The organism is Sphingobium sp. LMC3-1-1.1, assembly GCF_040676285.1.
Taxonomy (GTDB): domain Bacteria; phylum Pseudomonadota; class Alphaproteobacteria; order Sphingomonadales; family Sphingomonadaceae; genus Sphingobium.
The window spans coordinates 940,450-954,898 of the sequence record NZ_JBEGHQ010000001.1 but is presented as its reverse complement, the minus strand read 5'-3'; the positions used below and the strand labels follow the sequence as shown (position 1 = coordinate 954,898).

The following is a 14,449-nucleotide window of genomic DNA, read 5'->3' as shown; positions in this document are numbered from 1 at the left end:
TCTAACGGATTTTATAACTGATGGCTCGGTTGGGGGCCAACCTCGTGGAGGGGGCATGATGGGAAAAGTTTCCATGCATTCAAATGGGATGCTGTTTGCGGGCGCGTCGTCGCTCGCGCTGGCCATTTGTGCGACAAGTACGCCGGCATTCGCGCAAAGCACGGACGCGGCAACCAGCAAAAAAGCCGAAGATTCGGGCTCGGATTCCACGATCATCGTGACCGGCTTGCGCGGAGCGTTGCAGACGGCTGCCGTGCGCAAGAAGAATGCGGACACCGTGATGGACTCCATCACGGCGACGGATATCGGTGCCTTCCCCGACAAGTCGGTTGCGGAGGCTTTGCAGCGCGTGCCCGGCATCACGGTCAACCGTTTCGCAGTGAGCAGTGACACCGCGCACTTCTCTGCCGAACCTAACGGCGTGATCATCCGCGGCCTCCCGCAGGTCCGCAACGAGTTCAACGGCCGCGACACCTTCTCTGCGAACAGTAGTCGAGGCCTGTCGTGGAGTGACGTTCCGGCGGAGTTGCTGGGCGGCGTCGACATCTACAAGAACCAGACGGCGGACCTGATCGAGGGCGGTATCGCCGGTTCGGTCAACTTGCGTACGCGCGTTCCCTTCGACGCGAAGGGGGAACTGATACAGATCGGTGCCAAGGCCAATTATGGAGACGCGGCCAAGAAATGGTCACCGGATCTCAACGCATATTACAGCAATCGCTGGAACACCGGAATCGGTGAAATCGGTATTATGGGGCATGTCGCCTACTCGCACGTCAATACTGCATCTCTGGGTCTGCAGTCCTACCGCGCGGGCGTTTTTACTGGAGGTATGATTTCCGGCAGCCAGGACGTCAACGCCCAGTTTGGACCAGGTGCTGTCGTCATTCCGACTGGCGTAAATATGCTGGACACCACATATGAGCGTAAGCGGACGGGTGTTGCTGCGGCCGCGCAATGGCGAAGCAACGACCAGAAATGGCTAGCGACTTTCCAGTATATTCGCTCGAACTATAACAATGTAATGCGCGAGCATGGCGTTGGCGTCAACATGTTCGGAATTCCCAGCTCCGATCCGAATTACCGTTTCCAGCCGGGCTACAGCGACATTCCAGTGCCAGCCCCGGGGACCGACCCGTTTACCTTCGGGCAGGATGGCTTCATTGATCGCGGCACATTCAACATGGCTGGCGGCTGGTGGGGTCCTCCGGCGGATGAAGCCAACATGGCACTCAACTCGGATGGCACCGCCATGATCCGTAGCTGTTATGGGTGGAACACCTACCCTGAGGGCTATTGCTCGGCATCTGACCAGCACGGTGTAGGCGTCAATGCAAGCAACCGCTATTCCAAAGGTCAGAATATGACCCAGGAAGGCGGGTTCAACCTCAAATATGAGGCGACCGATAATCTTCGGTTCAATTTCGACGCACAATATGTCGATTCGACTATCAAGTTGTACGATGCTGCACTGACTTTATCGTCATGGGCAGATGTCGAACTTGACAACCTCGGTACGCACCCGCGTATTTTGGCATTCAACGCGCCGACGAACATCGCCCAATCTCCGGGCGGACTTTCGAATCCAAACAACTATTATATCCACGACCTTGCGGACAATGTTCAGGACAGTTCGGGTCAGGAAGTGGCCATGCGCTTCGACGGCGAATGGAATACTCCGTTCGACTGGGCAGATACCGTCAAGTTCGGCGTACGCTATGCCGATCGCGATCAGCGGGTGCAAGGCAGCTCCTATAACTGGGCCAACATTGCCAATACCTGGACGCAAGGCTGCCAGTACATCTACTTCAACGCGGATTCGAAGCCGGGATCGTGCACCAGCAATGGCGTTACGACGACGTTCAACGGCTACCCCGCGAATTTCTACAAGGTGGGAGAGTTTGGCAATCCGTTCTTCGGCGGCTCGCTTGGCATGTTCCCACATGTTCCTTTCTCGTTCCTTGCCAATCACCAGCTTGACCTGTTCAGCCGCGACAAGATTTCAAATCCTGATCCAGTTACCGGCGCGGGTGGTATCGGTTCCTTTATCCCGGTCTGTAGCCGTAATGGTCAGCCAGGCACTGGCGTTCCGACGGAAATGCCCAACAGCTGTTTCGCGCAAAACGAAATCGCCGACGTGTCGGAAACGACCCGCTCTGCTTATCTGATGGTGAAGTTTGGCGGAAACGACACCTTGCACATTGGTGGGGTAAGGGTTAGCGGCAATATCGGCGTGCGTTACATCAACACGCGTGTAAAGAGCTTGGGCTTTGAACAGTATCCGCGGCTTCAGGCCAGCCCGGAAACTGCCTGTCCGTCCACTCCGCTCGTTCCGGGCGGGTTGACCGGCAATGCGTCGCCGCCGCCGCCGCCGCAACCAGGCCAGCCTGTCCAGGTACCCTATAGCTCCATCTGCTATATGTCTCCTGAAGATGTCCAGTTTGCCATGGGTGACGGGACAGGCAAGCCCATCAACATCAAGGTGTCGCAGAATCATATCCTGCCCAGCTTCAACCTGCGCTTTGATTTCTCGCCCAAATGGGTGATGCGTCTTGCCGCGTCGAAGGCAATGTCACGACCCGATATGGGACTGTTGAGAAGCTATCTGAGTGTCAGTCAGAACTTGCCCGGCACTTCGCCTGATGATCCGCGGTGGATCAAGGACGCGCAGGGCAATATCATAGGCGCGGCACCTGAATATATGGCCAGCGCGTTCAATGCGCGTCTGAAGCCAACCACTGCTTGGCAATTCGACGTGTCGCTTGAGCATTATTTTGCCAATGCCGGCATGTTCAGTCTCGCGCTGTTCCATAAGCAGTTCTATGACTATATCCAGTTCGGGCGCTTCTTTGCTGAAGTTACCAATAACGGCGTGACCCGGACGGTTCAGGTCAGTGGCCCTGCAAACGGCAAGGGCGCGAAGATCCAGGGCGCCGAGGTCGCTTATAACCGCTTCTTCGACTTCTTGCCCGAACCGTTCAATCACTTCGGCATACAGGCCAACTACACCTTCATCCGTAACAAGGGTGTGCCGAATTCGAACCTGGCGTCCATGTGGCCGGGGGTTTACACGCCCAGCACGATCAATCCGGGATCGCTCGAAGGGCTGTCGAAGCATTCCTTCAACCTCGTCGGCCTGTTTGAGAAGGGGCCGTTCGGCGCAAGGCTCGCATACAACTGGCGGAGTCGATATCTTATCACCGCCGCCGACTGCTGCGTCGGCTTGCCGGTCTGGTCGAAGGCCTTGGGCTATCTCGATGGATCGATCCGCTACAGCGTGAACAAGAATATCGAATTGAGCATCGAGGGTAGCAATCTGCTCAATACCAAGACTGTAACCGAGCAGCAGATGTCCGATTCACAGAGCCCTGAAGGCAAGATGATCCTGATGCAGAATAGCTGGTTCCGGCAGGATCGCAGGTTCACCTTCGGCGTGCGGTGGAAGATGGGCGGCTAAGACAAGCGGAGCGGGAATAGGGGGCGCTCCTGCGGGTGACGCCCCCTTTCTTTTTTGGCCATGAATTTGTAGCCAGAGATTTCACAACGGCCTCATGCGGACGGATGGTTTAGGATGAGCGAACCTCTGGATATCGTGATTTTGGGTGGTGGGACGGCTGGTTGGATGGCAGCAACCGCTCTCGTGACATTTCTGTCTTCGTCCCGTTGCCGCGTGCGTTTGGTTGAATCAGAGGAAATCGGAATTGTTGGCGTCGGCGAGGCGACGCTGCCGCAAATGAAGAATTTCAACGACGCGATTGGCGTCAATGAAGCGGAAATGATGCGGGCCACCAAGGGCGCGTTCAAACTTGGCATCGAATTTGTCGACTGGGGTACGAAGGGTTCGCGTTATATCCATCCCTTTGGCGCGCACGGAACGGCCGATACGGCCCACGTCTTTCATCATCGATGGGTAAGAGCCCTGCGCAGCGGCTGGGAATCCGATATTCAGGAATATTCGTTCGCCGTGCAAGCAGCGCGAATGCGCCGATTCAACTTTCCGAGCACGGATCAGGCGGCGATCGAGTCGACCTTTTCCTACGCCTACCATTTCGACGCCAGTCTTTATTCCGTGTTTCTTCGTGGACTTGCCGAACAGCGCGGGGTAATCCGCACCGAAGGCAAGGTCCGGGAAATCGTTCGCGATCCGCAAAGCGGCGATGTCCGTTCGCTGACACTAGAATCCGGAGAGTCGATTACTGGCGACCTGTTTATCGATTGTTCCGGCTTTCGCTCACTGCTGCTCGACAAGACTCTTGGGGTGGCGTGGGAAGACTGGTCCAAGTGGTTGCCATGCGATCGTGCCTTTGCCGTTCCCAGCGAGCGCGGCGAGTTTACTCCGTTCACGCGTTCCACGGCAATGGAGGCCGGCTGGCGCTGGCGCATCCCCTTGCAGCATCGTACCGGCAATGGTTATGTCTGCTCATCGTCCTTCATCAAGGAGGAGGACGCGGCCGCTTCGCTGCTACGCAGCCTGGACGCCAAACCTCTGGCAGAGCCGCGCATGCTCAGGTTCCAGGCGGGCAGGCGCGTCGTCAGCTGGGAAAAGAACTGCGTTGCCATCGGCCTTGCCAGCGGATTCCTGGAACCGTTGGAATCCACCAGCATCTACCTTATTCAGGTCGCGGTCCTCCAGCTTCTGCCATTACTCCCGATAAAGCGGATCGACCCGCGGCTGCGGGATGAATTCAACCGCCTGATCGACATGGAGTATGAACGGATCCGGGATTTCCTGATCCTGCACTATAAGCTCAACACGCGCGATGACGCCGAAATCTGGCGTTATTGCGCCGCCATGGAGGTTCCTGACAGCCTAAACCACAAGATCGAGATCTTCCGCCACAGCGGGATCATAAAGCGCTATCATGGGCTGTTTTCGCCGCCGAGTTGGCTGAGCGTGTTCGTTGGTCAGGGTCTTGTTCCTGAGGGCTATAGCCGGCTGGCAGATACAGAGCCGGAGGATGACATGATCGCCGGTCTGGATGCCTTGCGCACCATGATCCGTGACAAGGTCGGGCAAATGCCCAGCCACGATGATTTCATCGCCGATTATTGCGCGCCGGAATCCCCGCTGGCTGCGGTTACCGAGGAGGTCAGACCGTGAGGCCGGTAAACGATGTGGTGGTGATCGGCCGCGATGCTCCCGTCTGGATGGCTGCCGCGGCAATTGTTCGCTCGCTGGGCGCCGCAGGGGTCAAGGTGCGGGTGATCGAACTGCCCAGCCTGTTGAAAGCGACCGATTGCTATTCCGCGCTTCCCGCTCTGGACGGCTATCATTTGCGTGTCGGCCTGAACGATCGGCTCGTGTGGACAACGTGCAAGGCCGTGCCTGTGGCGGGCCAGCGTTTCAATGGCTGGGGCGGCGCTGGCGCCCCGTTTCTCCACGGCTATGATCGTGAAATCGCTGATGCGCCCCTCGAGTTTACGCATTTCTGGACCAAGGCCCGCCAGGATGGACTGCGGTCCGAGTTCGAGGCTTTCTCGCTCGCTGCCATGGCAGCGCGGGCTGGCCGTGTCCCTGTCCCGCAGGACGGCGCCTCCCTCCGCGCGACATTCGGCTATAACATCGATGCCCGCTCCTATGCCGTGCTGCTGCGGCATTGCACGCTCGGGCTGGGCATTGCAGCGAAGGAGGCCACGCTTGCGGACGTCGAGGTCGACGGGGACCGGATCGCGGCTGTCGTGCTTGATGACGGTGAACGGGTGGAGGCCGACCTGTTTGTCGATGCCTCCGGACCGGAAGGGCGGCTGATCGGTCGCTTGCCGGGCACCGAACTGGAGTCCTGGCGTGAATGGCTGCCATGCGACCGTGTCATGGTCGCGTCGGCCAGAACACTTCAGCCGCTACCCTCGTTCAGCCAGATTTCGGCATTCGCGCAGGGGTGGATCGGGCTCTTTCCGATGCAGAATCGCACGAGCGTCGTTGCCGTATATGACAGCCGCCAAATATCCGACCAGGAAATGGCGCAAAGCCTGCCAAGCCTCGCGCGGGCGCCGGTTAACAGCGAGGTGGCAGTGTCGCCGCTCAACCAGGGCATTCGTCGTCGCTGTTGGGTAGGGAACTGCGTAGCCATCGGCGAAGCCGCCTTTTCACTTGAGCCGCTTGATGCCGTGCAGTTGCATATGACTCATAATTGCATCTCGCAACTGATGGCGCTGTTTCCAGTCGAAGCGGGGCAGTTTCCCGAAGCGCAGACCTATGACGACATCATTCGTTGTGTCGCTTCCAATCTGCGCGATTTCCAGATCTTGCATTACAAGCTCAATCACCGGATTGGAGAGTTGTTCTGGGACCGTTGTCGCGAAACGGCCGTACCTGAAACTTTGCAACGCAAACTCGATATCTTCGCCGCGCGAGGGCATGTTCCGCTCAATGATTTCGAGACGTTTCAGACGAGTAGCTGGGCCAGTTCGTTCATCGGTCACGGGTTGATGCCGCAAAGCTTCGATCCCCGGCTTGATGCAATCGAAGAGCGCGAGCAGATTGCCGAAGTGCACCTGCGAATGAAAGCTGTCATCAGCCAGGTCGAAGCTTTTCCATCAGTGGAAGATTTTATCGCACCGACACAACAGCAAGGTCAGGCGCGAGCTGCTCCTTTGCGACAGGAACAGTTGTGAACATCCGCAGCGTGTCCGCCTTCGAAGTCGTTCGTCGCCCCGGTGCGTCAAAGTGTTCGGGCGTGCGCCGGCTTGATGCTCCCCGACGAGCGGATCATAGAAAGGGGTGGAGGCGAGGTGCTTTGCCCGAAGGCACTCGATCCAAGTCCTCCGCATGCGATCTGGTCGGACCGACCAGATCGCATGCGGGCTTCGGGGTTGCGGTTGATCGTAGCCGATCAGCTCCGCTTGAGTACACCTGTGAAGTGATGGATGCTGTCGCCGGTGCGAACGGTAATCGTGATCGGAAGATCGGCATCGGCCGTGGACTTCTTGTTCCGTTTCGGCATCTCGAACACCAAATATCCTCCCGAAGCAGCCTGAGGAGCCACCTGGTCTGGCATCAGCAGCTGATAAAGGGCGTCCAGTGTCTTGCCGCCGGGTTGCAGATATTCGTCATCGAGATTGCGCCTGAGCGATTCGAAATCGGTCTGGCGCGTTCCGATATTTGGAGCCGCCGCGGGAGAGTTGCCGGGCATCCCCGATTGGGTTTGTCCCATCAGCGACGACAGCGTGCTGTTGTTCTGTGCGGTGACGGCTGCTGCGCGGTTCTGCTCCCGCTTGATGAGGCCATAGCCACGATCAAACTCCGCGAGCGGGACCTTCTTGAGTTCGGAACCATCGGCCAGGGTGAGAGTCACATCATCCGGGCCGAATTCAAACGGCTCGGTTCCGAGGTTCATGACGAGAACCCGGATGGTTCCCCGTTTGTCGGCTGCAAGGCCGGGGGCGACAATTCGTACAAGGGCGCGATCGGTCTTGTCATCCACCGCGTGGAGGCCGGCGTGGCCCTTCACCGTAGCGCCATTCGCAGGCTGCAGGTTCACCATGTAGCCATTGGCCAGCGCCGCGCCAGAAACCGAAAGTGCCGCCGCAGCCAAAAAGAGTTTTCGCAAACGCATGAACTTGCTTCCTTCGGTTGTGCAATATGGGGTGCTGCTGTTACAGGTACAAAAATCAGACAATTGCGTCAATGATCCGGCTCGCCAGTGGAACTGCCGAAAAATCTGCCTGGACCGCTGAGAAAATGAGAGAGGAAACAGAACCGATGACATGGAAAATCCTTACCGCAGCAACCTTCGCGGCGGCAATGGTTGAACCAGCGATCGCCCAGACCATACCTACGGGGCCGTTGCCGGGAACGGTGGACAGCACTGCGGCCGCCCGCAACGACAGGGCTCAGGTCGAAGGATATAACCGGATCGTCAATGAGGGCGTAAAGGTTTCCAGTCCAGGCGACCGTCGCGCGGCAAAAAGGAAAAACGGCCCGATTCTCGCTACTCCGGCCGATTTCGTCCCTGGGGCGGCCGTGCGGGACAAAAATGGCGTCCAGGTCGCAACCATCAAGGAACTCGATGAGGATGGCGCTGTTGTCAGCGCCGACAACAGGTTGGCCAAGCTGCCCATCAATTCTTTTGGCAAGGATTCCGCCGGGTTGATGATCGGCATCTCGGCCGACGAATTCCGGGCCGCCATTGCAAATACCTCGGTTCCCGCTGTGCAGGAATCCAAGATCGTCGACGCAACGGCCGCGGACATGACGCCGGGTGCCGTCATTCGTGACAGCGAGGGCGTGCCGATTGGCACGGTCGAAAAAGTGCTCGACACCGGCGTTGTCGTGGTCACCGATGGGAAGAAGGTCAAAATGGCGCTCAACTCCTTCGCGAAGGACGAGAAGGGCTTGATGATCGGCATTACGGCCAGCGAACTGAAGGCGGCGATCAACAAATAGCATCGCTCGCCGGCAGCGTTGCCCAAATTGGAACGATGGATTTGGAGGGGTATTGCCCTGGCGTTGTGGTTGCGCCTCCAATCCGTGGCGGCGGCGACTGCCTTATGGGATTTGCTGATGACCCTGGACCATTTTCGTTTGTCGGATGGACAGGCGAAGGTGGGGCGGACGCGGCACCGAAAATCAGCGTCAGGACAAGTTGTGCGTCGCTCAGTTGCCATCGGGCGGCGAAAGTTTTTGCGTTCGAAATAAGGTGTTTGGTCAGGCGATGGCGGCGACCGTCGCGGGCGAAGCAGGGAGCAAGAGTTTCAACCATGTTACGAAGTTTGAGGCTGCTGCTTTGCGTTGTCGCTGCAACCATGTCGTTCGTATGTCCGATGGCCTTTGCCAAGGAAGCGAAGACGGTAATCGCCATTCCGGAAGGACGGACACGGACCATCTTTAATGCCGATTGGCATTTCGCTTTGGGATCGCACTGGGGGGCAGAGGCGGCCAATTTCGATGATGCAGCATGGGCACGGATTGGATTGCCGCACAGCTTCAGCATGCCTTATTTTCGGGCGCCCGACTTCTACACCGGCGACGGATGGTACCGCAAATCCTTCCACCTCGCCAAGATTCCCGTGGGACGGCGCCTGGAATTGGAGTTCGAGGGCGCCTTTCAGGACGCGCGGATTTATGTGAACGGCGTCGAAATCGAGCGGCACAAGGGCGGCTATACCGGTTTTCCGGTAGACATCACCAAGGCGGTGCGCCCAGGACGCAATGTAATCGCGGTATTGGTCAACAACGAATGGCAGCCAACATTACCGCCCAGGGCGGGTGAGCATGTGTTCAGCGGCGGCCTCTATCGCGACGTCTGGCTGGTCACGACCGACGAAGTGCATGTGCCCTGGACCGGAACGAGGATCACCACACCGGAACTGTCGGAGTCCTCCGGCCGGGTCGCGGCCGAGACCGAGGTTCGCAATGCTGGAGCGACGTCTGCCGACGTCACGGTGCGGACGAGCGTGGTCGACGGCCATGGTCGAGCCATATCGACATTGCCCGACCAGCGGTTGACGGTAGCCCCGGGCAGCACGGCGATCGCTCGGCAATTGTCCGCGCCCATAGCGTGGCCTGGCTTGTGGAGCCCGGAAAGTCCCGTGCTGTACCGGGCGATCACCAGCCTGATCGTGAATGGCCGCGAGCGGGATCGGTTCGACACCGAATTCGGCTTCCGATGGTTTGAATGGACCGCGGATCGCGGCTTCTTCCTGAACGGCAAGCACCGTTACTTCCGCGGCGCCAACGTTCATCAGGATCAGGCGGGCTGGGGGGATGCGGTCACCAACGGCGCGATCGAACGCGACGTCAAAATGATCAAGGATGCGGGGTTCGATTTTATCCGCGGCTCACATTATCCGCACGATCCCCATTTTGCTGAGGCCACCGATCGCCTTGGCGTGATGTTCCTGTCGGAAATGAATTTCTGGGGAACGGCGGGGTTCCGCAATCCGTGGGGTGCTTCCGCCTATCCGACTGATCCCGCTCATCGCGCAGAGTTCGACGCGAACGCCAAGCAGCAATTGACCGAGATGATCCGCATCAACCGCAATCGGCCTTCGATCGTGGTTTGGGGGATGGACAATGAAGCGTTCTTCACTGCGCCCGAAACCATGCCGGACGTGCGGCGGCTGCTTTCGGAAATGGTCGCGCTGACGCATCAGCTTGATCCGACCCGTCCTGCCGCGATCGATGGCGCGCAGCGCGGCGACATCGACAAGCTGGGCGACATTGCCGGCTATAATGGCGACGGCGCCAGCCTGTTTGCCGATCCCGGCATTCCCAATTTCGTCGCCGAATATGGCACCACCATGACCAATCGGCCGGGTAAATATGAACCGGGCTGGGACGATCTGGTCAATACCCGCGGCGCGGACAAGACCAAGGAAGGTTCGTGGCGGCTGCCCTGGCGGTCGGGCGAGGTGATTTGGGCGGGTTTCGATCATGGCTCGATCGCGGGCAAACGGTTCGGCGGCATGGGTATGATCGATTATTTCCGCCTGCCCAAGCGGCAATATTACTGGTATCGCAACGCCTATGCCGGAGTGCCACCGCCGGTCTGGCCCGTTGCCGGGGAACCGGCGGCCTTGCGGATCACGACCAGCGCCCCCACCATCACGCGCGGCGACGGCACCGACGACGTGCAGGTGATCGTCAGCGTGGTCGACAGCCAGGGACGCCGGCTGAGCAACAGCCCGCCGGTCCGGCTGAGCATAGAGGCCGGGCCGGGCGAGTTGCCCACCGGGCGCAGCATCGACTTTGCTCCCGATAGCGGCATCGAGATCCGCGATGGCGAGGCGGCGATCGCCTTGCGCAGCTGGCAGGCCGGGATTACCCGGCTGCGCGCAACTTCGCCGGGGCTCAAGGACGGGCTGGCGACAGTGCGAACGCTGAAGGGCCCGCCATTCGTGCCCGGAAAGACCGCGCTTGCCGCGCCGCGCCCCTACACGGCCTTTGTCAGGCAGCAGAGCGAACGCCCAGGAGATGGCGAATTCGGGCTCAACAACCCGACCTTCGCCAGCAGCAGTGCGCCGGCGCACAGCTCGCGCCTGGCAAATGACGGCGATCCGTCAACCTATTGGAGTCCGGCACCGGGCGATGGCGAAATGACCCTTGCGATCGACCTGGAACGGGTGGTTGAGGTGCATTCCCTGACCATCACCTTCCCGCAATCGGCGCCCTATGGCTTCATGGCTGAAATTCTCGATGAGCAGGGGCAGTGGCGCAAGCTTGCCGAGAATTTCCCGGGCATGGAAGACGCGATCACGCGGAAGCTCGAAACCGAGCCCGTCATTGGACGACGCGTGCGCATCCGTTTCTGGCCGCCCAAGGACGCGATAGTCGGGATCTCTGAATTGCGGGTCACTGGCGCCCTGCAGAACTGACAAGAACAAGGGGAATGTGGATGATGAAAATGGTCAACCGGCGCGCGCTGCAGCCGTCTCTGGCTCTGGCTTTGGCCGCGGCGCTGCTTGCCGGCACGCCGGCACAGGCGGACCGGCGAGTGGCGGCCGATATGAGCGCAATCGCGGGCGACACCAACCAGATGTGGCGCGACAGCGTGGGCGCGGACCATGGCGGACTGTTGTTGCGGCGTGAAAATGTCGATCAGTTGGAACTGACTCAGCGCGAGATCGGATTCCGCTATATCCGCTTCCACGCGATCTTCCTGCATGACACCGATGCCTATCGCGAGATCGATGGACGACCCTATTATAATTTCGACCGGGTGGCACAGGTCTATGCCAACGCGCTCAAAGCGGGGATCAAGCCGTTCGTCGAGGTCGGCTTCATGCCGACCGACCTCGCCAGCGACAGCCGCACGATCTTTCACTGGAAGGGCAACGGTTCGCCGCCCAAGGACTGGCAGAAGTGGTCGGATTTCATCACCGCATTCACCAGGGACATGGAAGCACGGTTCGGCCGCGAGGAAGTGCGCAGCTGGCGTTTTGAGGTGTGGAATGAGCCGAACCTCGACGGCTTCTGGACCAAAGGGGATCAGGCCAGTTATTTCAAACTCTACGACACGACCGTCCGCGCGATCAAAGGCGTCGATCCCGAATTGAAGGTGGGCGGCCCGGCGACTGCCGGGGCAGCCTGGGTTCCTGAGTTCCTTGCGCACGCCAGGCAGGTCGGTTCACCCGTCGATTTCGTGACGACCCATACCTATGGCGTTGCCGGGGGCTTCTTCGATGAGAAGGGTGAGGGCGACAACCGGCTCGTGCTCGATCGCCGTGCGGTCATCAACGATGTCGACAAGGTGCGCGGGGAGATCGACCGTTCGCCCTTTCCCGGCTTGCCTCTCTACATCACCGAATGGAGCACCAGCTACAATCCGCGTGACCCGATACACGATACCTATCTCAACGCGGCGTTCATTCTCAACAAGCTGAAGGGCACCGAGAAGACGGCGCAGTCGATGAGCTATTGGGTCTATAGCGACCTGTTCGAGGAAGCAGGGCCGCCGCCGACACCCTTTCATGGGGGCTTCGGATTGCTCACGCGCGAGGGTGTGCGCAAGCCCTCCTACTTCGCCTATCGCTACCTTTCGCAGCTGGGCAAATCCGAGTTGCGGAACGGCGATGAGGAAAGCTGGCTGACCCGTGATGGCGACAATTTCTCCGGACTGATCTGGAACTACACGATCCCCGATCAAAAGCTGTCCAACCGGCCTTACTATACGCGGATTCATCCTGCGCAGAAGCTGGAGCCGGTGCGCCTGTCGCTGGCAGCAATAAAGCCGGGCTCCTATCGCTTGCGCGTGTACCGAACCGGATACCGGGCTAACGACGCCTACACCACCTATATGGAATGGGGACGGCCGGACAAGCTGACCGACCAGCAACTGGCCCGCCTGCAAGCTCAGACCCGAGACACGCCGGAATTGGACCGGACCGTCAAGGTCGGCGTCGATGGTCGGTTCGAGCAAAAGCTTGATATCCGGACGAACGACATGTTGCTGGTGAAACTCGACCGGCAGTAACCGCCCTGGCTTAAGGCAAAGGGGCAAACAGAGAAAAGTCTGGCAGGGGATGCGCCTTCAGTTCCGGCGCATCGCCAATCGCATGGATCGATGCGTTCGAGCCATCGAACGCAGGCCATTTAGGGAGTCCCTTGCGGCCCGGCTTGCCGGTGCTGGCAAAGGCAATGACGGTTTCGGCGAGCTGGTCCGCAAGTTTTCGATCCTTCTCGCTCCACGCGCGCGGATCGACCGAGAGGTTGTCGAACAGATACTGGATTTCGGTGCCGTGCCCCGCACCGCAAGCATAATAGCATGGGCCAGCCGCTTTGGTTGGCTGGTGCGCGAAATAGTAGACATAGGGTGCGGAGCGTCCGTACCGGGCCTGCAACCGCGCCCAGTGCACCATCCGCCAACCCCACCAGTCATTGACGAACCGGACCATCGATTCCCGCGCCTGCGCATCGGTCGTGGCGGGGTAGGCGGCCAGCATCGCGGGTGAAGGGGACTGGGGCAAAAGCTCGCCCATCAACCCGGCGCTATTCCTGGCGTCGAAAGTGGTTCCGCCGGTCAGGTCTTTGCTTTCTTCCGCATTCCAACCGACCAGGAGCGGCACGTCGTTCTGCACACCGTCGCGGTAGGTCGTGGTCATGTCGGAACGGAGCAGGTGCCCGTCAATGTGGACGTTCGGTTGCCAGATGTGCTGTTGCAACTGTTCCACGCTCATCGCGCGCAAGGCTGTCAGATTGGTGGCCCCAGCCGTCCTGGCGAACACCTCGCCATTTGCTTCGGCGGTACGATTGTCGGTAAAGCGATGACTGTCCTCCGGGTTGATCGGCAGTGCATCGTTCCCGCTTTGGGCGATGGCCCTGTGGAATAGGCCTTTGGCAAGCGGCGAAGCGACCAGCACGGCGACCGATTCTCCGCCGGACGAACTGCCCATGATCGTCACCCGGCCCGGATCGCCGCCAAAGGCAGCGATATTGTCCTTCACCCAGCGCAAGGCGGCGATCTGATCGTGGATGCCCTGATTGCCCGAGACATTATCTGGCGATTCGCGCCTGAGCTCAGGGTGGGCAAAGAAACCGAAAACGCCGACCCGATAATTCAGGCTGACCACGATGGCACCGCGCTTTGCCAGATTGGCGCCATGCTGGTTGGGCTGGGTGGGTGTGCCGCCTTTCATGGCGCCACCGTGGATCCACACGATGACAGGCAGGTCTTTCGCCTCACGCGGCGCCCAGACGTTCAGGTAAAGGCAGTCTTCGCTCTTGGGGTTGGAAACCCAGGTCACGGTCTGTGCACAGGCGGGTGAAAAGGCGCGCGTCTCACGCTGGCCTGTCCATGGCACGACCGGTTGGGGCCTTCGCCAGCGCAAATCGTCCAAGGGAGGCGCGGCGAAGGGCACGCCCAGATATTCGTCAACACCCGCCTGCCGCGTTCCGACAATGGCCCCGCCGCTGACCTCAAGCGGCGGGGTTGCGGTTTGCGCGAGAGCGGAGCCGGGCCAGACCGGCGCAAGCAGTCCCGCCACCAGCAGGGCTTTCAATTTGCGCATG

Annotated in this window: 8 protein-coding genes; 6 read left to right on the top strand and 2 right to left on the bottom strand. The window is 59.7% G+C overall.

Features of this window, described 5'->3' with window-relative positions; translation table 11 throughout:
* Window positions 1–55: 55 nt before the first annotated feature.
* The 3 genes from MRBLMC3_RS04720 to MRBLMC3_RS04710 all read left to right on the top strand — a co-directional run bounded on the left by MRBLMC3_RS04720 (window position 56) and on the right by MRBLMC3_RS04710 (window position 6,615).
* Window positions 56–3,457, top strand: a complete 3,402-nt coding sequence (locus MRBLMC3_RS04720) for a TonB-dependent receptor (RefSeq protein ID WP_363826241.1) — start codon at window positions 56–58, stop codon at window positions 3,455–3,457.
* 114 nt (window positions 3,458–3,571) lie between these two features.
* Complete coding sequence (locus tag MRBLMC3_RS04715; RefSeq protein WP_363826239.1) at window positions 3,572–5,101, top strand: tryptophan halogenase family protein; 1,530 nt, start codon at window positions 3,572–3,574, stop codon at window positions 5,099–5,101.
* A complete protein-coding gene (locus MRBLMC3_RS04710) occupies window positions 5,098–6,615 on the top strand; it encodes a tryptophan 7-halogenase (protein ID WP_363754823.1) in 1,518 nt (505 codons plus the stop codon). The genes MRBLMC3_RS04715 and MRBLMC3_RS04710 overlap by 4 nt, the downstream gene beginning before the upstream one ends.
* 218 nt (window positions 6,616–6,833) lie before the next feature.
* Here the strand turns inward: MRBLMC3_RS04710 and MRBLMC3_RS04705 are convergent, their stop codons facing one another.
* Complete coding sequence (locus MRBLMC3_RS04705) at window positions 6,834–7,556, bottom strand: hypothetical protein (RefSeq protein WP_363734586.1); 723 nt, start codon at window positions 7,554–7,556, stop codon at window positions 6,834–6,836.
* A 71-nt stretch (window positions 7,557–7,627) separates the two neighbouring features.
* Here MRBLMC3_RS04705 and MRBLMC3_RS04700 point away from each other — a divergent pair, with 71 nt between their 5' ends.
* The 3 genes from MRBLMC3_RS04700 to MRBLMC3_RS04690 all read left to right on the top strand — a co-directional run bounded on the left by MRBLMC3_RS04700 (window position 7,628) and on the right by MRBLMC3_RS04690 (window position 12,914).
* Complete coding sequence (locus MRBLMC3_RS04700; protein WP_363826236.1) at window positions 7,628–8,386, top strand: hypothetical protein; 759 nt, start codon at window positions 7,628–7,630, stop codon at window positions 8,384–8,386.
* Between the two features lie 314 nt (window positions 8,387–8,700).
* On the top strand, window positions 8,701–11,316 hold the full coding sequence (locus MRBLMC3_RS04695; RefSeq protein ID WP_363826234.1) for a glycoside hydrolase family 2 protein: 2,616 nt from the start codon (window positions 8,701–8,703) through the stop codon (window positions 11,314–11,316).
* A gap of 20 nt (window positions 11,317–11,336) precedes the next feature.
* Window positions 11,337–12,914 carry a GH39 family glycosyl hydrolase gene (locus MRBLMC3_RS04690; protein WP_363826232.1) on the top strand — a complete coding sequence of 526 codons (1,578 nt, stop codon included), beginning with the start codon at window positions 11,337–11,339 and terminating at the stop codon, window positions 12,912–12,914.
* A 10-nt stretch (window positions 12,915–12,924) separates the two neighbouring features.
* Here the strand turns inward: MRBLMC3_RS04690 and MRBLMC3_RS04685 are convergent, their stop codons facing one another.
* Window positions 12,925–14,448, bottom strand: coding sequence for a carboxylesterase/lipase family protein (locus MRBLMC3_RS04685; RefSeq protein WP_363826230.1), 1,524 nt, complete (start codon window positions 14,446–14,448; stop codon window positions 12,925–12,927).
* Between the last annotated feature and the right edge of the window lies 1 nt (window position 14,449).